Consider the following 21,056-nt stretch of genomic DNA (forward strand, 5'->3'; position numbering starts at 1 on the left):
CAGGAGAGGGATGATCGCTGTGAAAAGAATAGCTGTCATTGGAACAGGTTATGTAGGACTCGTATCAGGCACTTGCTTTGCGGAGATCGGCAATAAAGTTGCTTGCTGTGATATCGATGAATCAAAAATTAGAAGTCTGAAAAATGGGGTAATCCCGATCTATGAGCCAGGGCTTGCAGACTTAGTTGAAAAAAATGTGCTGGATCAGCGTCTGTCCTTTACTAACGATATCCCGTCCGCCATTCGGGCATCTGACATTATTTATATTGCAGTCGGAACCCCGATGTCCAAAACAGGTGAAGCTGATCTAACGTACGTCAAAGCGGCGGCGAAAACGATCGGTGAGCAACTGAACGGCTATAAAGTTATCGTAAATAAAAGCACAGTCCCGGTTGGAACAGGAAAACTGGTTCAATCTATCGTTCAAAAAGCTTCAAAAGGAAGATACTCCTTTGATGTTGTATCTAACCCTGAATTCCTTCGGGAGGGCTCAGCGATTCATGACACGATGAATATGGAGCGTGCCGTGATTGGCTCAACAAGCCATAAAGCCGCTGCCATCATTGAGGATCTGCACAAGCCTTTCTACACTCCTGTCATTAAAACAAACTTAGAAAGTGCAGAAATGATTAAATACGCCGCAAATGCGTTTCTGGCGACAAAGATTTCCTTTATCAACGATATCGCAAACATTTGTGAGCGAGTCGGCGCAGATGTTTCGAAAGTTGCTGATGGCGTAGGGCTTGACAGCCGTATCGGCAAGAAGTTCCTAAAAGCAGGTATTGGATTTGGCGGCTCGTGTTTTCCAAAGGATACAACCGCACTGCTTCAAATCGCAAAATCGGCCGGCTATCCATTCAAGCTCATTGAAGCTGTCATTGAAACGAACGAAAAGCAGCGCGTTCATATTGTAGATAAACTCTTAACTGTTATGGGAAGCATCAAAGGAAGAACCATTTCCGTCCTCGGATTGGCCTTCAAGCCGAATACAAACGATGTGAGATCCGCTCCTGCTCTAGATATTATCCCGATGCTGCAGCAGCTGGGCGCACATGTAAAAGCATACGATCCGATTGCGATTCCTGAAGCTTCAGCAATCCTTGGCGAACAGGTCGAGTATTACACAGATGTGTATGATGCGATTGAGGACACAGATGCATGCCTGGTTTTAACGGATTGGCCGGAAGTAAAAGAAATGGAGCTTGTAAAAGTGAAAACTATCTTAAAACAGCCAATCATCATCGATGGGAGAAATTTATTCTCACTTGAGGAGATGCAGGCAGCCGGATACATTTACCACTCCATCGGCCGTCCCGCTGTTCGGGGAACGGAACCTTCTGACAGGTATTTTCCGGGCTTGCCGCTCGAGGAATTGGCTAAAGACTTTGGGAGTGTCAATTTATAAAAAGAAAAAGTGTTACTTGGGTTGAAACTGTCGGCTGCTTAGGCTCGGCCGCCGGCTCCTGAAACATCAGGAAAGGGGTTAAACATGTGAGTATCAAACGTTCAGCGGTCCATATGCTTGCATTATTGGCCGCTGCTATATTTGGGATCATCCTATTGCTGGGAGCCAATCGCACACATACAGGTTTCATGCAGATGGCTGCCGTGCTCGCGGTATTGGTAATCGGGCTGTTTGCGCTAGCGCTTGCAACCGCATTTACAACAAAAGAACGGCTCTTTATGGCTGTTATCTATATTTTGATCGCCTGCACTTTTTTAAATAATGCATTTTTCGCCATTCATCTTGGTTTTTTCAGTTTGTTCCTTTACAGGCTTCTGCTCCTTTCAGCGGGATGCCTCCATGTGATCGGTATGATTCGGAATCGAACACATATTGAAAGATGGAACGGACTGCAAGTGAAAGGGATCTTGCTCTTTTTCGCCTTTTGGTTTATATACGGCCTTGTTTCTCTGCTGTGGGCCAAGTCGGTGACAGCCGGCATCAAATATTTGGCTTTATTGGCTATGGGTATCTTCTTCATTTACATCATTGTCATGTACGTGCAAAAAATGGAGCAGCTGATGATGGTTTATTCGATTTGGCTTGTCATGACAGTGTTTCTGATGATCATCGGTTTTTACAATCACATGACCCATCACCATCTCCCGAGTTCAACACTGTACAGCGGACCGGAATATAAGCAGCATTATCCGACATCTGTCTTTTTTAATCAAAATGACTTTGCGACCTTTTTATCGATCAGTTTCTTTTTTTACATCACGATGATGAAAAACATAAAGAATGGATACCTCAAGGCGATTGGCCTTGTGCTCTCGCTCTGTGCGCTGTATTTAATTTTTGCTACCGGTTCAAGGGCCAGCCTTCTCGGCATTTTTGCAGGCATTGCTGTCTACATTTTCATTGTTTTGCCGCCTGTTCTCAAGAAAATGGCCATATGGGTGTCAGCGGCAGGGGTTGCCATTTTTGCAGTTCTATTCGCCAGCCGGATTTATTCAAAGTTTTGGGAGCTGTTTATGGCTCCGCAGACGCTGCATTCATTTCATGACAGGCTTCCATCCAATGTGGGCCGGGCCAATCTGCTGAAAAACGCGTGGCATTTTTTCCTTGATTCATACGGATTCGGAGTCGGAGCAGGGAATGTATCCTATTATCTTGAGCACTATGCTTTATATGATACTGACGATGTGACAGAGGTGCACAACTGGCTTGTTGAAATCCTTGCTAACTTTGGCTTGTTCATTATGCTGGGATATCTCGCCGTTTATGCCTACCTTATATGGGTGCTTTATAAATTTTATGAAAGAAAATTAGAAAAGCAGTCAAAACTGATCACAGAAGGGCTTATTACTGCTCTGGTCAGTTTCTTGGCATCAAGTATCAGCCCAAGCTCTGTTTCAAATTTATTTTTTCATTGGGTGTTTCTGGCCCTCGTCATCGCCGCTGTGAATGTGTTAAGGCGATCCAGACAGATGCCTGAACCGGTGTACAGATAAACAGACTACAAAAAGCAGGGAGACTTATATGAACGATATATTGATAAAAATAGCCCGTCGCATGAAAAAAAATATCATTTGGATCATAGCGGTGCCAATTATATTAGGTGCGGCGGGGTATATCCTGCCGTCCCAGATCGCTGACCAAAAGCGCTATACAGCTGAAGACACTTTAGCTGTGGGGAGATATGATCATCCGATTTATAACAACATAGAGGAGATTCCCCTTTTGCTCAAGAGCGACTCTTTTTTGAAGGAGGCCCTTCCTGATGAAAAGGCTGAAGATCTGGCTGAGATCAAGGAGAAGCTTACCATCAAAGCGGAATCCAAATCTTTACTGACCTTGGGCTATAGCGACGAGGATAAGGGTAAAACGGAATCCGTCTTAAACGCCATTTCCTCCACCTTTCTCAAAAACGATCAAAAACTGTACGCAGAAAGAGAAGCCGTCATCCGCCGCAGTATAGACGCGCTCGAAGGCGAGACGGTGAGTGAGGATTCCAAAGTGGATAAAGAAAGATTTTTGTATGAGCTGCAAAACACAAAGCTTAATCTGAAAGCAGCCAGTATCACTGATTCTGAAACCGTAAGTGAGGCGGCTGGCGGCGGAATGTCCCCGAAAAAGAAAGCGGTTCTTGGCGTTATGATCGGCCTCACACTTGCCTTTATGTTCGTTGTCATTCCTGAATTTTTTAGAGAGTCCTTTTAAAATCATACCGATGGAGATGTGATCATGACCAATTGGAAACCTCTTGTATCTGTCATTACACCTTCTTATAATGCGCGTGACTATATTGAAGACACGATTCATTCAGTGTTAGATCAGAGCCACTCCCATTGGGAAATGATTATCGTGGATGATTGCTCAACGGATGGGACACGCGGCATTTTGAAGCAGTATGAAGAAAGAGATGAAAGAATTCATGTGGTGTATCTGGAAGAGAATAGCGGAGCTGCGGTTGCCCGCAACAAAGCATTGGAGCGTGCTCAAGGACGATTTGTAGCATTTTTGGACAGTGATGACACATGGAAAAAAGACAAACTCGAAAAGCAGCTTGATTTTATGATGGAGCGCTCCTGTGCGTTTTCTTTCACAGGCTACAGCTTAATGGCGCAGGACGGAACCCCGCTCGATAAATATATTGATGCCCCGGAAAGCCTGACGTACGATGATGCCTTGAAAAATACGATTATCGGCTGCTTGACAGTAATGATTGACAGGGAACAAACGGGACAGATCCAAATGCCGAATATCAGAACGCGGCAGGACTTGGCCACATGGCTGTCTCTTTTAAAAAAAGGGTTTACCGCTTATGGGATGAATGAATGCCTGGCTGAATATCGGCTTGTCAATAACTCGATATCCAGCAACAAATGGAAGGCTGCGAAAAAAACGTGGTTTGTCTATAGAGAGATCGAACGGCTTCATTTCATCAAAGCAACATGGTGTTTTGTTCAATATGCAAAAAACGCGGTGAAAAAAAGATTATAACCGCAAACAGAGAGAAAAGGTGATGAAGGTGGAAACAAAAGAAGCAATCATTCATGTCATCGTTGCCACTGCTGAATGGGGAAAAGACCAATTGAGATACAGGCGGCACCGGCTGGCGGAATTTTTAGCTGCTCAGGAGGAAACGAAGGAAGTCATTTGGGTTTGTCCGGCTCCGCGAACCCAAGGGAATGAATGTCAGCAAGTTCATTCAGGCATCAGGCAATTCGCTGTTAAAGACTTGCTCCAGAAAAAAATGTTTCGTTTCGGACGATATACAGATGTTTTTTACAGACATAAGCTATCACCATTACTTGATAAGCTGACTTCTGCTTCTGCAAACGGTGAACGCTGCTGTTTATGGTATACGTTTCCCGGATTCCCGCTGCTGTCTTCGCTGTATTCTTGGGATCAAGTGATTTATGATTGCAGTGACTTATGGGCGGCGCCGATCAGCGGACGTTCAAATCTTCTGTCTGAACTCCGGCGAAAAGTCATTAAATCGGCAGAGCTGAGAATTATACATCGTGCAGATTCCATAACCTGTTCATCGGATTATCTCCACCAAGAAGTAGACAAAAAACTGACTGCGGGACGAGAAAAGGTGCATACTGTCGAAAACGGTGTGGAATATGAGCTGTTTTCTGCAAATAAAGCGGCTCCCGATCGCAGCATATTGCAGGGAAGAGAAGGAATCGTATTAGGTTTTATCGGCGGAATTAAGCCTAAACTCGATTTTAAAATGATTGAAGAAGCAGCGCTCCAAAAGCCTGATTGGACATTTTTATGGGTTGGTCCTGATGCCACTAATGGCGATGTCTCGTTTCAAGAGCTGCTGAGGCTTCCCAATGTGATATGGACCGGTCCGGCGGAGCCAAAAGAAGTTCCTCAATATATGGAGCTTATCGATATCGGCATCATGCCATATAAAAACTCATCGTATAATCAAGCCGTTTTTCCGTTAAAACTATTTGAATTTTTAGCCGCTGGAAAGCCTGTCGTCGGCTGTAATCTTCCATCGACTTCAAAAATGCAGAAGCCGTATGTATACGAATATGTAGAAGGCGATCATCCGCTTGATTTTATCGCCGCGTGCGAAAAAGTGCTTGGCCAACACGGGGACGAAACGTATAAAGAAATGCGCCGAAACATCGCCCGCGAAAAAGATTGGAATTGCTTATTTAAACAAATCATGAAATATACAGGGATTCAAAAACATGCGTAGTCCTATAAATTGGGATGCGCGTTTTTTGATTATACGTGTTTCTTTTTGATGAAGCTTGTTATAATAACTAGGGAGAAGGTATAATGGAAGGAACGGTTCTCTATATAAATAAAGACTTTATTTAATCCCAAAGGAGACTTCTTTATGCTTGACGAACGCATGATTCGCATTGTTGTTGCGTTTATTGTCTCGCTGCTGACAGTTTTAATCATAACCCCAATCGTAAAAAGGATTGCGATTAAAATAGGTGCAGTTGACCAGCCCAGCAATCGAAAAGTACATGACAAAATCATGCCCCGGATGGGCGGGCTGGCCATATTTATCGGAGTGGTTGCAGGCGTGCTTGCATCCGGTATTTACACAGAAACAAAAATGACGGCTATTACAGTCGGAGCATTCATCATTATTGTGTTAGGTATTCTTGACGATAAATATCAATTAAGTGCAAAAGTTAAGTTTTTGATTCAATTAGGTGTAGCCATTATGATTGTAAGCACCGGCTTAAAAATGGACTTTTTCTCAGTGCCTTTTTTAGCAGAACGATTTGAGTTAGGGTGGCTGGCTTATCCGCTGACAGTATTATGGATTGTCGGCATCACAAACGCGATTAACCTAATTGACGGATTGGATGGCCTTGCTGCCGGTCTCTCTGTTATCGGCCTGTCAACGATCGCTGTTATGGCGCTATCCGGCGGAAAAGTACTTATTCTGTCACTATCACTGGTGGTTATCGCCAGTACGCTTGGATTTTTGTTCCATAACTTTCATCCGGCCAAAATCTTTATGGGTGATACAGGATCACTTTTTTTAGGGTATTGTATTTCGATTCTTTCATTATTAGGCCTGTATAAAAGCGTAACATTGTTCAGTATCGTTATCCCGGTTATTATATTAGGTGTGCCGATTTTTGACACAACATTTGCTATCGTCAGAAGAATTTTAAACAAACAGCCGATTTCGGCACCCGATAAGTCCCACATCCATCACAGACTGATGGCCTTTGGCCTATCACACCGGATGTCGGTCATTGTGATTTATCTCATTGGATTCATTTTCAGCATCAGTGCAATCGTGCTTAAAAGTGCCACAATTTGGCTCTCTTTGTTTATTATCTTCGTTTTAATTATTTTTATGCAAATCATAGCAGAAGTGACAGGACTCGTGAATGAAAAATTTAAGCCGTTTACGAAATTTTATAAACGGCTGGTGAAGAGAAATTAAAAACTCCGGCTGAAGACGCTGGAGTTTTTTTCTGCGCAAAAATGCCCGATCTTTATAGGACCGGGCATTTTTTTAATATGATGAATCGGTTGTTGAATTCGTTGTACTGTTTGAGCTTGTGCTGCTGTCATTCGAATACGTTGTATCATCAGTTGTTGTGCTTTCATCTGTGCGAGTGCTGCTTGTATCTGAAGAATAATCTAAATGCTCTTGGAGCGTTTTTCGGACAGTCTCCAGATTTGTGGCATCTGGTTCAAAATAATACGTGTTGTTCGCCCCTAAATATAAATCAGATCCTGTAATGCTCAACGTGTCGATTTTCTTGCTGGTAAAGCCGCTGTAAATCTGTTGCAGGGCTAAACCTTCAGTAATGCGAATATTGGTTTCAACGTTTTCGCTTGCTTTTTCTGCGATTTTATCAATCTTAGCAATGTTGCTTGCACTTGACATTTGGTCAATCAGCGCATTTAAGATTTGTTTCTGTCTGTCATTACGGCCAAAGTCTCCGCGTTTATCCTGTTTTCTCATACGGGCATACGCCAAGGCTTCTTCGCCGTTTAAATGCATCTCGCCTTTTTTGAAGTAAATCCGTTTGCTTTCATTTACATCACTTTTTTCATCAAAATCGAAAGGTACATCTACATCAATGCCGCCAACTTCATTAATCACATCTTTAAAGCCGTCAAAATCGACTGTTACATATTTATCGATCGGGATTTGCAAGAAGTTTTCAACAGTTTCAACTGTCTCATCTTTTCCGCCTTTGCTGTAAGCGGCATTAATCTTTGTTTTGCTTCCGGTTGTGTTACTGGCTAATTGCACTCGTGTATCACGCGGAATACTCAGCATTTTCATGGTTTTATTTTTGGGATCCAGGGTAACGACAATAAGAGAGTCTGATCTCCCTTTTTGTCCTTTGGTCGCGTAATCCTCTATTCCCATAAATAAAATAGAAAACGGTTTTTTCTTCATATCTACAACTTCGCTGCGAAGATTTGATTTATTTCCGCGGGAAAGAGCATCATATGAATCATCCGCAGCGCTAATGGTTTTATAAAGTTTATATCCTCCAAGCCCTACGACTACCAATATTGCAAGGGCGAACAATAACATCATTCTTTTTAAAATTTTCGTGCGTTTGCTCTTTTTCTTTTTTCGCACACGTACTCTAACGCGTTCAGCCATTATTAAGTCTCCTTTATGTGATTGACGGCTTTTTCAAGATACGTCAACTCTCCCTCTTTAATATCACTCTTTCCATTTGTCAGTTCTGTCATCCACCCAGAAAATGCGTTTGTTTCTTTTTCTTCGACGTATGTTTCGAATTCAACATTTTCGGCATAATGGATTTCCTTTAACAGAAATTGTGATTCTCTTAGTTCATTTTCAATCTTGCCAAGCCACGTGTAATCCGCGGAAGTGTGCATGACGCGCATAAGCTTTCGTTCTACAACACCTATATGATTTAATCCTTCAGACACTGATTTTCCATAAGCGCGAATTAATCCGCCGGCCCCAAGTTTAATGCCTCCGAAATATCGTGTAACGACGGCGCAAGTATCCTTAAGGCCGCGTTTTTTTAATACCTCAAGCATCGGCACTCCCGCTGTACCGCTTGGTTCTCCATCATCATTGGCTTTTTGGATATGATCGTTCTCGCCAATGACGTAAGCCGAGCAATTATGAGTCGCATTCCAGTGCTGTTTCTTTATTTTCTGTATAAATTCCTGTGCCTCTTGTTCGGTAGAAGCACGGCTTAAATGACAGATAAAACGCGATTTTTCTATAACAATCTCGTGTTCTCCTGTTTCTTTCACAGTAAAATAGCTGTGCAGCATGCTTGCTGACCCTCCTGCTAAGCATAAAAGACTGCCTATACAAATTCGTACAGTCTTTAGAATTTTTGTGCGTAATTTGGTATCATAAAGAATAGAAGGTATATAAAATTGTTTTTTTCTAGAATATACGCATTCTTTCATTATAATTCGACATAAATTGCAGATCAATTACATTTATAATAAAAATATATAACAACGCCGTGACGGAGGGAAATTATGAATAAAACAAAGATGGATTCCAAAGTTCTGGATTCTATTTTGATGAAGATGCTGAAAACCGTTGACGGGAGCAAGGATGAGGTTTTTCAAATCGGGGAGCAGTCACGCCAGCAGTATGAACAGCTGGTTGAAGAACTGAAACAAATTAAACAGCAGGTTTATGAAGTCATCGAGCTTGGCGATAAACTTGAAGTGCAAACCCGTCATGCGAGAAACCGTTTATCGGAGGTCAGCCGCAATTTTCATAGATTCAGTGAAGAAGAAATTCGCAATGCTTACGAAAAAGCCCATAAGCTGCAGGTAGAATTGACGATGATCCAGCAGCGTGAGAAGCAGCTGCGCGAACGCCGGGATGATTTAGAGCGCAGATTGTTAGGCCTTCAGGAAATCATTGAACGGTCTGAATCATTAGTAAGCCAAATTACAGTTGTTCTTAATTACCTGAATCAGGATTTGCGCGAAGTCGGAATGCTTCTTGCTGATGCTCAGGCAAAACAGGATTTTGGCTTAAGAATTATTGAGGCGCAGGAAGAAGAAAGAAAAAGGGTCTCCAGAGAAATTCATGACGGACCCGCTCAAATGCTGGCAAATGTGATGATGAGATCGGAATTAATCGAGCGGATTTTCCGTGACCGCGGCACTGAGGACGGTTTCCAAGAAATTAAAAATCTCCGTCAAAATGTGCGGAATGCCCTTTACGAAGTGAGAAGGATTATATATGATTTAAGACCGATGGCCCTTGATGACCTAGGCCTGATTCCAACTTTGAGAAAATATCTATATACAACAGAGGAATATAACGGTAATGTCAAAATACATTTTCAGTGTATCGGTGACACAGAGGATAGGCGGCTTGCGCCCCAGTTTGAAGTGGCGCTCTTCAGGCTCGCACAGGAAGCTGTGTCTAATGCGCTAAAGCATTCCGAATCTGAAGAAATTACTGTCAAAGTTGAGGTCACAAAGGATTTTGTGATTTTAATGATAAAAGATAACGGCAAAGGGTTTGACCTGAAGGAAGCGAAAGAGAAGAAAAATAAATCATTCGGCTTGCTGGGCATGAAAGAAAGAGTAGATTTATTGGAAGGAACCATAACAATAGATTCGAAAATAGGTCTTGGGACATTTATTATGATCAAGGTTCCGTTATCTCTTTGACTATGATTTGTAAAATAGAGCCAAAAGGCATATTGACCGAATGCTAGAGTATATAGAACAATAATACAAGGAGGCGTGGCTTGTGACTAAAGTAAACATTGTTATTATCGACGACCATCAGTTATTTCGTGAAGGTGTTAAACGAATATTGGATTTTGAACCTACCTTTGAAGTGGTAGCCGAAGGGGACGACGGAGATGAAGCGGCTCGTATTGTCGAGCACTATCATCCTGATGTTGTGATCATGGATATCAATATGCCAAACGTAAATGGTGTGGAAGCTACAAAACAGCTTGTAGAGCTGTATCCTGAATCTAAAGTAATTATTCTATCAATTCACGATGATGAAAATTATGTAACACATGCCCTGAAAACCGGCGCGAGAGGTTATCTGCTGAAAGAGATGGATGCTGATACATTAATTGAAGCGGTTAAAGTAGTTGCCGAGGGAGGTTCTTACCTTCATCCGAAGGTTACTCACAATCTCGTTAACGAATTCCGCCGTCTTGCAACAAGCGGAGTTTCTGCACACCCTCAGCATGAGGTCTACCCTGAAATCCGCAGACCATTACATATCTTAACTAGACGGGAATGTGAAGTGCTGCAGATGCTTGCAGACGGAAAAAGCAACCGCGGTATCGGTGAATCATTGTTTATCAGTGAGAAAACCGTCAAAAACCATGTGAGCAATATTTTGCAAAAAATGAATGTAAACGACCGGACGCAAGCCGTTGTGGTCGCCATTAAAAATGGCTGGGTAGAAATGAGATAGTATAATACGAGACTTGCCTTTTATTAGGCAGGTCTTTTTTTAGACTGCCGTTTCGCTTACAATAGAGTTATAAAGCAATAAGGCAGGTATCGAAGCTATGAATATTGCAGTCGTAACAGACAGCACAGCATATATCCCGAAAGAAATACGTGAACAACATCAAATACATATGATCCCACTCCAGGTTGTGTTTGGGGAGGAAACTTATCGTGAAGAAATCGAATTGGACTGGAAAAGCTTTTACGAGGAAGTAAAGAAACATACTGAGCTTCCGACGACTTCTCAGCCGCCAATCGGCGAACTGGCTGCTTTGTATGAAGAGCTTGGCAAGTCTTATGATGCGGTCATCAGCATCCATCTTTCCAGCGGGATCAGCGGAACATTCAGCAGTGCGGCAGCGGCAGACGCAATGGTTGACAATGTTAAAGTGTATCCATTTGACTCAGAGATCAGCTGTTTGGCTCAAGGCTTTTATGCTCTTAAAGCTGCTGAATTGATCAAAAATGGAGCCTCATCACCGGAAGATATCATAAAAGAACTGGAAGAAATGAAAAAGACAGTTCGGGCGTATTTTATGGTAGATGATTTAGCGCATCTTCAGCGGGGCGGACGATTAAGCAGCGCCCAAGCCTTTATTGGGAGTCTTCTAAAGGTAAAGCCTATTCTTCACTTTGACAATGAGGTCATTGTGCCTTTTGAGAAGATTCGCACACGTAAAAAAGCAATTTCACGAATTTATGAGCTTTTAGACGAAGATGCGAGTAAAGGATTGCCTATGCGTGCTGCGGTTATTCACGCTAATCGAGAAGAAGAAGCAGCGAAAATCATTGAAGAGCTTTCTGCGAAATACCCTCATGTTGAATTTTATAACAGTTATTTTGGCGCGGTAATCGGCACTCATTTGGGTGAGGGCGCGCTGGGAATTTGCTGGTGTTTTCAATAACGTAAAATCTCCGTTTTAGCAGCGGAGATTTTTTTATATTCTTATTTTCACCGCTGGACAGAAAATTTCCATTCAGGCATACTGTCTCGAAAGGAGGCGGTGCTATGCTGGTTGTGCCAGATGAAAAGAACATTACTTTCTCAAAAGAATTACAGCAGACGCTCCAAGGCCGTCATTTGCTCAGAACTGAACTCCCCTTCTCCGATGAGATGATTGAATGGCATATCAAGAACGGCTATATCTGCGCTCAATACTCTATATCCAAAAATAAACGGGAGTATAGGTGTAATAGGTGCGGCCAAAATGATCAGCGGTATTTTTCTTTTTATTACTCATCTGGAAAGAAGCAGCTGTATTGCCGTTCCTGTGTCATGATGGGCAGAGTGAGCGAGGATGTGCTTTTATATTCATGGAAAAAGGAAGATGAATCCCATTGGAAGCCTATCAAGCTGACTTGGAATGGCAAGCTCTCAAGCGGACAGCAAAAAGCTGCCAATGTCTTAATTGAAGCAATATCAAAAAAAGAAGAGCTTCTCATCTGGGCGGTTTGCGGCGCTGGCAAAACAGAGATGTTATTCCCCGGTATAGAATCAGCGTTAAATGAAGGATTGCGAGTATGTATTGCAACACCCCGCACCGATGTTGTATTAGAGCTTGCTCCGAGACTCAAGGCCGCCTTTCAGGGCGCTGACATTGCTGCACTTTACGGAGGCGGCGAGGACAAAGGGTGTTTATCTCCGCTTATGATTTCCACCACACATCAGCTTTTGCGATATAAAGACGCGTTCGATGTTATCATCGTTGATGAAGTTGATGCTTTTCCGTATTCCGCTGATCAAACTCTTCAATTCGCTGTTCAAAAAGCTAAAAAGAAAAACAGCACCTTTGTTTATTTAAGTGCAACACCCTCTAAAGAATTAAAAAGAAAAACACTGAACGGACAGCTGCATTCAGTTCGCATTCCAGCAAGACACCACCAGAAACCTTTGCCAGAACCGCGCTTTCTATGGTGCGGAAATTGGAAAAAGAAATTAAACCAAAACAAAATTCCGCCAGCGGTAAAAAGATGGATAGCGTTTCATGTGAAAGAAGGGAGGTCTGTGTTTTTATTTGTTCCCTCCGTTTCTGTTTTGGAAAAGGCAGCTGCCTGCTTTAAAGATGTTCATTGCCGAACAGCGTCTGTTCATGCGGAAGATAAGGACAGAAAAGAAAAAGTAAAGCAATTTAGAGACGGTCAGTTTGATCTTTTAATCACAACAACAATATTAGAAAGAGGTGTCACTGTCCCCAAGGTACAAACAGGGATATTAGGGGCCGAATCGCCTATCTTTACGGAAAGCGCACTTGTGCAAATCGCAGGAAGAACCGGCCGGCATAAAGAACACGCGAACGGCGACGTTATTTTCTTTCACTACGGAAAAACAAAGAGCATGCTGGATGCAAAAAAGCATATAAAAGAAATGAATGCTTTGGCGGCAAAAAATGAAAGAACAGACTAGTTATTATTTGAAAACATGGTACAGTATACTCATATAACCGATGATGAGGAGCTGTAAAAATGCTTGTCAATTCCAAAGAAATCGTAATGAAAGAACTGCTCGACCGATATATGGACCAGCTTCATATGACCTGTACTTGCCAAGTATGCAAAAACGATGTGTTGGCACTTTCTTTAAATCAAGTAAGACCATCCTATGTCACTGATCTTAAAAAGATCGCATATACGAAAGCTGAGCTGGTAGATAAACAAAAAAACACGGCTATGCTTGTGATTTTGGCTGAATCTGCTGCTGTGGTATCAGAAAGTCCAAACGATTTATGCCAAACGAAGCAGGAGGAGGAATTCATAAACTGATCTGTCTATTATGCGATTCGCAATTTTCTCAAGCTGTTACATGGAGAGCTCTTTTTTTATTAAAGCCTGACGAAAAGGTCTGTCATTCCTGCACAAGCAAATTAAAGAAAATCACAGGACATATCTGCTCACTGTGCGGCAGGCCTCAATCCATTCGTGCGCTATGCAGGGATTGCGAGGCGTGGAAATCAAGGGTCAGTGACAGCTTGCTGCTGCGCCAAAACCGTTCAGTTTACACATATAATGATATGATGAAAGAAACACTCTCCCGTTTTAAATTTCGAGGAGATGCAGAAATCATAAATGCGTTTAAAAGTGATTTCTCTTCAACTTTCTCAGAGGTTTACCCCGATAAGCATGTTGTTCTCGTTCCTATTCCGTTGAGCAAGGAACGGGAAAAAGAGCGTGGATTTAACCAGGCACAGCTCCTCGCAGAATGCTTAGACCAGCCTATCCGCCATGCCCTCATCCGCTTGAATAATGAGAAACAGTCTAAGAAAAAGAAAAAAGAACGCCTTCTTTCAGAACGTATTTTTGATACAAAAAATAACTCAGTTGAAGGTATGAATATCATTTTAATAGACGATCTTTATACAACAGGCGCTACCTTGCATTTTGCAGCCCGCTGTTTATTAGAGAAAGGAAAAGCCGGTTCAGTGGCATCTTTTACCTTGATCAGAAGCTAAATGATTCTGTTTTTATGCCGATATAATCACTAGAAATTAACAGATATATTATCGATAAGGAGAAAAAAAGATGGGAGAACTGGCGAATTGTCCAAAATGCAATGCTTTATTTTTAAAAACAAAGCTGCAAACCATATGTCAGGCGTGTATTAAAGAAGAAGAAAAGTCATTTGAGATTGTATATAAGTTTTTAAGGAAACAGGAAAACCGGCAATCAACTTTGAACCACATAACAGAGGAAACAGGTGTAGAAGAAGAGCTGATATTAAAATTCATCAGTCAGAAACGGATTCAAATCACTCATCTTCCTAATTTGGCATACCCATGTGAGAGGTGCGGGACATCGATTCGGGAAGGAAAATTCTGCAAGGCTTGTCAGTCAGATATAAAGGCTCAAATGGATCATTTGGACCATGAGGATACCCTGAAAACCGAGAGGGAAAATAGTAAAAAAGACACGTACTATGCCTATAATACCAAAAACAGCTGATTCCCTAAACTAACTGAAACCGCAGTCGATAAAAGGGTTAGATTGTTTAAAGACTGCAACGGAAAGCGAGAGGAATCCTATGAAAATCAATCAATTTGGAACACAATCCGTTAATCCATACCAAAAAAATTATGAAAAGCAAGCGATGCAAAAAACTGCTGCACAGCCTAAAGATAAAATTGAAATTTCATCACAGGCTAAAGAAATGCAAAATGCATCTGATGCAGTCACTGGTTCCCGCCAGGAAAAAATTGCGCAGCTTAAAGCGCAAATTGAAAATGGGTCATACAAAGTGGACGCAAATCATATAGCGAAAAATATTGTTAATTTTTATAAAAAGCAATAAAAAGGAGAAAGCCCATGTCAGCAAAGCCAATTATTGACCAATTGAAGCGACTTTGCGTTCTGCATGAGCACCTGCTCACGCTGTCTCAGGAAAAGACGGAAGCGCTCAAGGCCGGCAAAACAAAAGAGCTTTCTAACATTTTGACAAAAGAGCAAAAATATATACAAGCAATCGGACAGACAGAAGATGACCGGATCAAAGCAACTTCCGCCTTTCTCGGATACAGTGAAAACAACACCATTTCCGCATGTATCGCCAAAACTTCAGGCAGTGAAAAGGAAGAGCTGGAACAACTATATGAGTCTCTTTCTAACGCTATCGGACGTCTGAAGGAAGTGAATGAGATGAATAGGCAGCTGACGAGAGACGCGCTGCAATTCATTTCAATTTCGTACGATATGCTGGTTCCTAAGGAAAATAACTTCAATTACAGCAAATCAATTAAAGCTGAGCTTCCGAAAAGCAGCCGAATGAAACTATTTGATTCAAAAGCTTAGCAGAAAGGAATTCAGAACATGACATCTACCTTTATGGGGCTTGAAACTGCAAGGCGGGCGTTAAGCGCTCAGCAGGCAGCGTTAAGCACTACTGCAAATAACGTGGCAAATGCCAATACAGACGGTTATACAAGACAGCGGGTCTCATTGGAAGCAACTGACTATTTTCCTGCTGTATCAAAAAACGCAGAAAAAACCGCGGGACAAATGGGAACGGGTGTTCAAGGCAAGTCAGTTGAGAGAATAAGAGATATCTTTCTTGACTACCAATACCGTCTTCAAAACAACAGTGCCGGTTACTACGACACTAAGGCCAAAGCTTTGTCCCAAATGGAAGGCATCTTAAATGAGACGGATGAAAGCGGCTTAAACAGTGTGCTCAATTCGTTTTGGAATTCCCTTCAGGAGTTATCAAACAATACAAACGAAGACAGCGCGCGTTCTGTTGTTGCTGAAAAAGGAAAAGCTTTAGCAGAAACGTTTAATTATCTTTCTGAATCACTTACAAATGTCCAATCAAACTTAAAAGCGGAGCTAGATACTACTGTATTAGATGTCAATTCTCTGCTTTCTCAATTAAACAGTTTAAATAAGCAAATTGCGCAAGTGGAGCCGGTCGGGCTTCTTCCGAATGGTTTATATGACCAGCGGGATTTGCTGATCGATAAATTATCCTCAATGGTTGATATCAAAGTCAGCTATAACAAATCAGGCGGGAATGCACTTGCTTCTGCTGAAGGAACTGTATCAATTGAAATCCTCGATAAAAATAAACAGTCGCTGGGAACTGTTTTGGACGGTAAGAATTATGAGGTTTCAGAACTTGCAGCCAATTATGATAATGAAACGGGTTTAGTATCAAGTATTTCAATCGGAGGCGCTGCTGTACAGGCTGAGTCATTCAGCAGTAAGGGATCCCTTTTAGGATTTATAGAGTCTTACGGATATGTAACAGCAGGCGGCGAAGAAAAGGGCGCATATCCGGATATGCTTTCTGACCTTGATAATATGGTGCTTGAATTCGCAAAAGCTTTCAATGAAGTGCACAGAAATGGTTTAACCAAAAGCGGCGAGCAAGGCGGGGACTTTTTTGATTTTACCGGAGGTGAGTCTGAGCCGGCAAAAGGAGCAGCAGGCAAGATTAAAATTGCTGACAGCATATTAGATTCAAAAGGCGCGAACATTGCTTTCTCACTAACTGGATCAGCCAATGACAATGCAAATGCAACAAAGTTAGCGAATGTTTTAACTGGCGATATTACTATTAATGGCACAAAAACAAGTGTGCTGGATTACTATGCAGGACTGATTGGCGAGCTTGGAATTAAAGCGCAAGAAGCTAATCGGCTCGCGTCTAATACTGAAACACAGCTTAACGACGCCGACATCAACCGTCAGCAAATGAGCGCAGTTTCTTTAGACGAAGAAATGACGAATATGATTCAATTCCAACACGCATACAATGCTGCCGCGAGAATGGTGACTTTACAAGACGAAATACTCGATAAAGTGATCAATGGCATGGGTGTCGGAGGAAGGTAGGTAGATCAAATGAGAGTAACACAAGGCATGATTCAGCAAAACTCATTGAGATATATCGGTTCAAGCTACTCGAAGCTGGATAAACTTCAATCACAGATTTCTTCAGGGAAAAAAATCTCAAAAGCTTCTGACGATCCTGTCGTAGCTATGAAGAGCTTAAAATACCATACGCAATTATCTCAGGTTCAGCAATATCAAAGTAATGCTTCTCAAGCTTTTACCTGGCTGGAAAACACAGAAACAAACATTACTGAAGGAATTGACATTTTATCGAAAGTCAAAGATTTAGCTATTCAGGCTAAAAATGACACAAATGGTGAAGATGAGCGGCAAGCGATTGGTGTAGAAGTAAAGCAGTTAAAGGAACAGCTTTTAAAAATTGCGAATACACAAGTTAACGGCAGATATATCTTTAACGGAACAAATTCAGACAAGCCACCGGTTACTGATAACGGAGACGGAACTTATACCATTTCCGATACTGCTGATGTTGTGGTCAATATATCAAATAATATGAATTTAAAAGTGAATTCAGATCCAAAGTCAGCTTTTGGGGGCACTTCAGAAAGCGGACAAAATGTATTTGAAATGCTTGACTCATTTGAGCAAGCACTTAGTTCAGGTTCACTCGATGGCATGGACAGCGTTTTAGATGATATTGATCAATTTTCTAATGGCATGAGCTCTGAACGTTCTGATCTTGGAGCAAGATACAATCGTCTTGAACTGATTAATACTAGGCTTTCAGCTCAAGAAGAAACATCTACAAAAGTGTTGTCTGATAATGAAGATGTAGAACTGGAAAACGTAATAACAGAATTTATTGCGCAGCAAAGTGTGCATAGGGCTACCCTTGCTGTAAATGCGCAAATTGTTCAGCCTACATTGATTGACTTTTTAAAGTAAGCGGCTCTCAGGAGTTCGCTTTTTTTATAGTTTAGGAGGTAGAGTGATGCAAATTCCCAGATTGATTATGCACAGTGTTCAAGGGAAAATTGGTTTAACGACGACGCCCGCCACCTTAAAAATGGAGCAGCCGCAAGCCGATCTCAAAATTGAACAGCCGAGCGCGGAAATGGAAATATCGGTGACACCTGGAAAATTAACGATTGACCAAACACAAGCATGGGAAGAATTAGACAGAAAACATATTTTCAAAAGAATTGAAGAAGCCGCCCAACAAGGGCATGAAGATGTAACGGCGGGGATAGCTCGTACCGCACAAGAAGGAGACGAGCTTATGAGGATTGAAAACAAAGGGAACCCAATTGCTTTACAAGCAAAGAGGAACTCTGAAATGCAACAAATTCAATTAGGCGAACATTATGCCCCGTCTCTTTCAAGAGTGAAAATACAATATACCCCGTCACAGCTTGATATTCAGATTACGCCGCAAAAGCCTGTCATTCAGGCTGAACCGAATAAGCCAATTGTGGATTATACGCCGGGGAACGTTAAGGTTGACATGCTGCAATACCCTGATTTAAAAATAGATGTAGAATACCCGAAAGAATCATCCGAAAAGTAAACAGAAAAGGATCGTGAACAATGATCATTCAAACGAAGTACCATGGCCAAATGAACGTAAAAGAAGAACAAATTATTCTTTTTGAAAGCGGGATTCCAGGCTTTTTAGAAGAAAAACAGTTCGTTATTCTTCCGCTGTCAGAAGACTCTCCATTCGTGGCGCTGCAGTCCGTCATTTCAGAAAATCTTGCGTTCATCGTTGTCAGTCCGTTCATCTTTTTTAAGAACTATGAATTTGACCTTGATGCATCAACCGCCGAACTTTTGGCTATTGATAACATTGAAGACGTGGAAGTCATGACCATATTGACCATGGCTGAGCCGTTCGAAAAATCGACTGCCAATTTATTGGCTCCCATTATTGTGAATCGCAAGAACATGAAGGCTAAGCAAGTCGTTTTACACGACTCCTCATATACGACAAAGCATCCGATTGGAGGGCAATCATGCTAGTTTTATCGCGGAAAATAAACGAAGCCATTCAAATAGGTGCTGATATTGAAGTGAAAGTTATTTCGATTGAAGGTGATCAAGTGAAACTTGGAATTGACGCCCCGAAGCATATTGATATTCATAGAAAAGAAATATATTTGACCATTCAGGAAGAAAACAACCGTGCGGCAGCGTTATCCAGCGATGTCATCTCCGCATTATCCTCACAAAAAAAGTGAGGATTTTTTATTTTTCTATTAACAAAATCAGAGATAATCCGATATAAAAGATGTAGCCGGGAGGAGACGCAAAAAACTTCCCCAGTTATAAAAAATGAGGCACAAGGACGTGCCTTAACAACATATTCAGGGAGGAACAAAACAATGAGAATTAACCACAATATCGCAGCGCTTAACACACTGAACCGTTTGTCTTCAAACAACGGTGCGAGCCAAAAGAACATGGAGAAACTTTCTTCAGGTCTTCGTATTAACCGTGCTGGAGATGACGCAGCAGGTCTTGCGATCTCTGAAAAAATGAGAGGACAAATCAGAGGTTTAGAAATGGCTTCTAAAAACTCTCAAGACGGAATCTCTCTTATCCAAACAGCTGAGGGTGCATTAACTGAAACTCACTCAATCCTTCAACGTGTTCGTGAACTAGTTGTTCAAGCAGGAAACACAGGTACTCAAGATGGTACTGATCTTCAAGCGATCCAAGACGAAATTGACTCTCTAGTTGAGGAAATTGGTGGAGGAACTAACGCTAACGGTATCTCTGACCGTACCGAGTTTAACGGAAAAAGTCTTCTTAACGGAGATTTCAGCTCTGCAAGCGGAAATAAACTAACTTTCCAAATTGGTGCTAACGGAGGACAACAGCTTTCTGTTAATATCGAAAGCATGGCTGCTACAGCTATCGGTGCTGTAGATGGTACAGGTGCTCTTGTAGCAGGAGAAGCAGTTTCTGACATTGATGTAACTCAATTTGCTACTAACGATGCTACTGTTGCAACTGTAGGATTCAATGCTCAGTTAAAAATTGTTGATGATGCGATCAATACAGTTTCAAAACAACGCTCTGAATTAGGTGCGGTACAAAACCGTCTTGAGCACACAATCAACAACTTGAGCGCTTCTGGTGAAAACTTGACAGCTGCTGAGTCTCGTATCCGTGACGTTGACATGGCGAAAGAAATGAGCGAGTTCACAAAGAACAACATTCTTTCTCAAGCTTCTCAAGCAATGCTTGCTCAAGCGAACCAACAGCCGCAAAACGTACTTCAATTATTACGTTAATTTTAAAAGGACCTTGGCATTGCCGGGTCCTTTTTTTATATGTTTAACTCCGAATGATTCCCCTGCTATATATCGCTAACTCATGATATAATAATCGGATTCTCCGCTAACTTGATAAAAGTATATCTAAATAAGAAATCTAAAACGGATGAGTTTTTTTCCAAAAATATGTGTAATCTTCTCTCTACTCAGTCGATATAAACGGTAGATTGGGACATAGGGGATGATCAATTGAACATTGAAAGGCTCACTACGTTACAACCTGTTTGGGATCGTTATGATACTCAAATACATAATCAAAAAGATCATGAGAGTGAGGTTCCTGTTCAGCAAGTTTCATATACCAATCTCTCTGAAATGGTAGGGGAAATGAACAAGCTTTTGGAACCTTCGCAAGTTCACCTGAAGTTTGAGCTTCACGAAGAGTTAAATGAATACTATGTAAAGGTAATAGAGGACTCTACAAATGAAGTCATCCGCGAAATTCCGCCAAAACAGTGGCTTGATTTTTATGCGGCTATGACTGAATTTCTTGGGTTGTTTGTAGATGAAAAAAAGTAGAT

24 protein-coding genes are annotated in these 21,056 nt (G+C 41.7%); 22 read left to right on the forward strand and 2 right to left on the reverse strand.

From position 1 onward, the window contains the following. Nucleotides 1-19: 19 nt before the first annotated feature. The 6 genes from tuaD to V6D41_RS09625 all read left to right on the forward strand — a co-directional run bounded on the left by tuaD (nucleotide 20) and on the right by V6D41_RS09625 (nucleotide 6,893). The gene (gene tuaD / locus V6D41_RS09600) at nucleotides 20-1,405 is read left to right on the forward strand and encodes a UDP-glucose 6-dehydrogenase TuaD (RefSeq protein ID WP_333518042.1); all 1,386 of its coding nucleotides are present in this window, start codon (nucleotides 20-22) and stop codon (nucleotides 1,403-1,405) included. 86 nt (nucleotides 1,406-1,491) lie between these two features. Continuing rightward, complete coding sequence (gene tuaE, locus V6D41_RS09605; RefSeq protein WP_333518043.1) at nucleotides 1,492-2,958, forward strand: teichuronic acid biosynthesis protein TuaE; 1,467 nt, start codon at nucleotides 1,492-1,494, stop codon at nucleotides 2,956-2,958. A 28-nt stretch (nucleotides 2,959-2,986) separates the two neighbouring features. Continuing rightward, nucleotides 2,987-3,667, forward strand: a complete 681-nt coding sequence (tuaF, locus tag V6D41_RS09610; protein WP_333518044.1) for a teichuronic acid biosynthesis protein TuaF — start codon at nucleotides 2,987-2,989, stop codon at nucleotides 3,665-3,667. A 24-nt stretch (nucleotides 3,668-3,691) separates the two neighbouring features. Then, nucleotides 3,692-4,450 (forward strand): teichuronic acid biosynthesis protein TuaG, encoded by a 759-nt coding sequence (gene tuaG / locus V6D41_RS09615; RefSeq protein ID WP_148962621.1) that lies wholly within the window; start codon nucleotides 3,692-3,694, stop codon nucleotides 4,448-4,450. A gap of 28 nt (nucleotides 4,451-4,478) precedes the next feature. After that, the gene (tuaH, locus tag V6D41_RS09620) at nucleotides 4,479-5,672 is read left to right on the forward strand and encodes a teichuronic acid biosynthesis protein TuaH (RefSeq protein ID WP_333518170.1); all 1,194 of its coding nucleotides are present in this window, start codon (nucleotides 4,479-4,481) and stop codon (nucleotides 5,670-5,672) included. A gap of 144 nt (nucleotides 5,673-5,816) precedes the next feature. Next, nucleotides 5,817-6,893 (forward strand): MraY family glycosyltransferase, encoded by a 1,077-nt coding sequence (locus V6D41_RS09625; RefSeq protein ID WP_087991564.1) that lies wholly within the window; start codon nucleotides 5,817-5,819, stop codon nucleotides 6,891-6,893. A gap of 72 nt (nucleotides 6,894-6,965) precedes the next feature. On the opposite strand, the gene V6D41_RS09630 is transcribed toward V6D41_RS09625, so the two are convergent. Next, a complete protein-coding gene (locus V6D41_RS09630; protein WP_333518045.1) occupies nucleotides 6,966-8,078 on the reverse strand; it encodes an LCP family protein in 1,113 nt (370 codons plus the stop codon). Nucleotides 8,079-8,080: 2 nt separating this feature from the next. Further along, nucleotides 8,081-8,731 (reverse strand): YigZ family protein, encoded by a 651-nt coding sequence (locus V6D41_RS09635; RefSeq protein WP_333518046.1) that lies wholly within the window; start codon nucleotides 8,729-8,731, stop codon nucleotides 8,081-8,083. A 216-nt stretch (nucleotides 8,732-8,947) separates the two neighbouring features. Between V6D41_RS09635 and degS the strand changes: the two genes are divergently transcribed. The 16 genes from degS (at nucleotide 8,948) to flaG (ending at nucleotide 21,054) form a co-directional block, all read left to right on the forward strand. Further along, on the forward strand, nucleotides 8,948-10,105 hold the full coding sequence (degS, locus tag V6D41_RS09640; protein ID WP_148962624.1) for a two-component sensor histidine kinase DegS: 1,158 nt from the start codon (nucleotides 8,948-8,950) through the stop codon (nucleotides 10,103-10,105). Between the two features lie 82 nt (nucleotides 10,106-10,187). Next, a complete protein-coding gene (gene degU / locus V6D41_RS09645) occupies nucleotides 10,188-10,877 on the forward strand; it encodes a two-component system response regulator DegU (protein ID WP_003219701.1) in 690 nt (229 codons plus the stop codon). A 97-nt stretch (nucleotides 10,878-10,974) separates the two neighbouring features. Then, complete coding sequence (locus V6D41_RS09650; protein WP_333518047.1) at nucleotides 10,975-11,820, forward strand: DegV family protein; 846 nt, start codon at nucleotides 10,975-10,977, stop codon at nucleotides 11,818-11,820. A 107-nt stretch (nucleotides 11,821-11,927) separates the two neighbouring features. Next, nucleotides 11,928-13,319 carry an ATP-dependent helicase ComFA gene (comFA, locus tag V6D41_RS09655; RefSeq protein WP_333518171.1) on the forward strand — a complete coding sequence of 464 codons (1,392 nt, stop codon included), beginning with the start codon at nucleotides 11,928-11,930 and terminating at the stop codon, nucleotides 13,317-13,319. A gap of 59 nt (nucleotides 13,320-13,378) precedes the next feature. Beyond that, nucleotides 13,379-13,675 carry a late competence development ComFB family protein gene (locus V6D41_RS09660; RefSeq protein WP_148962626.1) on the forward strand — a complete coding sequence of 99 codons (297 nt, stop codon included), beginning with the start codon at nucleotides 13,379-13,381 and terminating at the stop codon, nucleotides 13,673-13,675. Further along, nucleotides 13,639-14,361, forward strand: a complete 723-nt coding sequence (locus V6D41_RS09665) for a phosphoribosyltransferase family protein (RefSeq protein ID WP_333518048.1) — start codon at nucleotides 13,639-13,641, stop codon at nucleotides 14,359-14,361. The genes V6D41_RS09660 and V6D41_RS09665 overlap by 37 nt, the downstream gene beginning before the upstream one ends. 70 nt (nucleotides 14,362-14,431) lie before the next feature. Further along, entirely contained in the window at nucleotides 14,432-14,851 is a 420-nt protein-coding gene (locus V6D41_RS09670) for a TIGR03826 family flagellar region protein (protein WP_148962628.1), read from the forward strand. A gap of 79 nt (nucleotides 14,852-14,930) precedes the next feature. Continuing rightward, the gene (flgM, locus tag V6D41_RS09675; RefSeq protein ID WP_333518049.1) at nucleotides 14,931-15,197 is read left to right on the forward strand and encodes a flagellar biosynthesis anti-sigma factor FlgM; all 267 of its coding nucleotides are present in this window, start codon (nucleotides 14,931-14,933) and stop codon (nucleotides 15,195-15,197) included. A gap of 14 nt (nucleotides 15,198-15,211) precedes the next feature. Continuing rightward, nucleotides 15,212-15,694 (forward strand): flagellar protein FlgN, encoded by a 483-nt coding sequence (flgN, locus tag V6D41_RS09680; RefSeq protein ID WP_010328773.1) that lies wholly within the window; start codon nucleotides 15,212-15,214, stop codon nucleotides 15,692-15,694. Between the two features lie 18 nt (nucleotides 15,695-15,712). Beyond that, entirely contained in the window at nucleotides 15,713-17,236 is a 1,524-nt protein-coding gene (flgK, locus tag V6D41_RS09685; RefSeq protein WP_333518050.1) for a flagellar hook-associated protein FlgK, read from the forward strand. A gap of 9 nt (nucleotides 17,237-17,245) precedes the next feature. Continuing rightward, on the forward strand, nucleotides 17,246-18,142 hold the full coding sequence (gene flgL, locus V6D41_RS09690; protein ID WP_333518051.1) for a flagellar hook-associated protein FlgL: 897 nt from the start codon (nucleotides 17,246-17,248) through the stop codon (nucleotides 18,140-18,142). 46 nt (nucleotides 18,143-18,188) lie between these two features. After that, nucleotides 18,189-18,764, forward strand: coding sequence for a DUF6470 family protein (locus V6D41_RS09695; protein ID WP_333518052.1), 576 nt, complete (start codon nucleotides 18,189-18,191; stop codon nucleotides 18,762-18,764). A gap of 20 nt (nucleotides 18,765-18,784) precedes the next feature. Beyond that, nucleotides 18,785-19,216, forward strand: a complete 432-nt coding sequence (fliW, locus tag V6D41_RS09700; protein ID WP_148962632.1) for a flagellar assembly protein FliW — start codon at nucleotides 18,785-18,787, stop codon at nucleotides 19,214-19,216. Next, nucleotides 19,210-19,434: a carbon storage regulator CsrA gene (csrA, locus tag V6D41_RS09705; protein WP_333518053.1), complete on the forward strand. Its 225-nt coding sequence runs from the start codon at nucleotides 19,210-19,212 to the stop codon at nucleotides 19,432-19,434. The genes fliW and csrA overlap by 7 nt, the downstream gene beginning before the upstream one ends. Before the next feature lie 144 nt (nucleotides 19,435-19,578). Continuing rightward, entirely contained in the window at nucleotides 19,579-20,493 is a 915-nt protein-coding gene (hag, locus tag V6D41_RS09710) for a flagellin Hag (RefSeq protein ID WP_010328767.1), read from the forward strand. 231 nt (nucleotides 20,494-20,724) lie between these two features. Then, nucleotides 20,725-21,054, forward strand: coding sequence for a flagellar protein FlaG (gene flaG, locus V6D41_RS09715; RefSeq protein WP_010328766.1), 330 nt, complete (start codon nucleotides 20,725-20,727; stop codon nucleotides 21,052-21,054). The last annotated feature ends 2 nt before the right edge of the window (nucleotides 21,055-21,056 follow it).

This window comes from Bacillus sp. 0102A, assembly GCF_036765155.1.
GTDB classification, from domain to species: domain Bacteria; phylum Bacillota; class Bacilli; order Bacillales; family Bacillaceae; genus Bacillus; species Bacillus subtilis_G.

Excerpts from the sequence above, each read along its gene's own strand:
- tuaF (WP_333518044.1), top strand. The coding sequence starts at position 2,987 with ATGAACGATATATTGATAAAAATAGCCCGTCGCATGAAAAAAAATATC.
- tuaG (WP_148962621.1), top strand. The coding sequence starts at position 3,692 with ATGACCAATTGGAAACCTCTTGTATCTGTCATTACACCTTCTTATAAT.
- V6D41_RS09625 (WP_087991564.1), top strand. The coding sequence starts at position 5,817 with ATGCTTGACGAACGCATGATTCGCATTGTTGTTGCGTTTATTGTCTCG.
- V6D41_RS09630 (WP_333518045.1), bottom strand. The coding sequence starts at position 8,078 with ATGGCTGAACGCGTTAGAGTACGTGTGCGAAAAAAGAAAAAGAGCAAA.
- V6D41_RS09635 (WP_333518046.1), bottom strand. The coding sequence starts at position 8,731 with ATGCTGCACAGCTATTTTACTGTGAAAGAAACAGGAGAACACGAGATT.
- degS (WP_148962624.1), top strand. The coding sequence starts at position 8,948 with ATGAATAAAACAAAGATGGATTCCAAAGTTCTGGATTCTATTTTGATG.
- V6D41_RS09650 (WP_333518047.1), top strand. The coding sequence starts at position 10,975 with ATGAATATTGCAGTCGTAACAGACAGCACAGCATATATCCCGAAAGAA.
- V6D41_RS09660 (WP_148962626.1), top strand. The coding sequence starts at position 13,379 with ATGCTTGTCAATTCCAAAGAAATCGTAATGAAAGAACTGCTCGACCGA.
- V6D41_RS09665 (WP_333518048.1), top strand. The coding sequence starts at position 13,639 with ATGCCAAACGAAGCAGGAGGAGGAATTCATAAACTGATCTGTCTATTA.
- V6D41_RS09670 (WP_148962628.1), top strand. The coding sequence starts at position 14,432 with ATGGGAGAACTGGCGAATTGTCCAAAATGCAATGCTTTATTTTTAAAA.
- flgM (WP_333518049.1), top strand. The coding sequence starts at position 14,931 with ATGAAAATCAATCAATTTGGAACACAATCCGTTAATCCATACCAAAAA.
- flgN (WP_010328773.1), top strand. The coding sequence starts at position 15,212 with ATGTCAGCAAAGCCAATTATTGACCAATTGAAGCGACTTTGCGTTCTG.
- flgK (WP_333518050.1), top strand. The coding sequence starts at position 15,713 with ATGACATCTACCTTTATGGGGCTTGAAACTGCAAGGCGGGCGTTAAGC.
- flgL (WP_333518051.1), top strand. The coding sequence starts at position 17,246 with ATGAGAGTAACACAAGGCATGATTCAGCAAAACTCATTGAGATATATC.
- V6D41_RS09695 (WP_333518052.1), top strand. The coding sequence starts at position 18,189 with ATGCAAATTCCCAGATTGATTATGCACAGTGTTCAAGGGAAAATTGGT.
- fliW (WP_148962632.1), top strand. The coding sequence starts at position 18,785 with ATGATCATTCAAACGAAGTACCATGGCCAAATGAACGTAAAAGAAGAA.
- csrA (WP_333518053.1), top strand. The coding sequence starts at position 19,210 with ATGCTAGTTTTATCGCGGAAAATAAACGAAGCCATTCAAATAGGTGCT.
- hag (WP_010328767.1), top strand. The coding sequence starts at position 19,579 with ATGAGAATTAACCACAATATCGCAGCGCTTAACACACTGAACCGTTTG.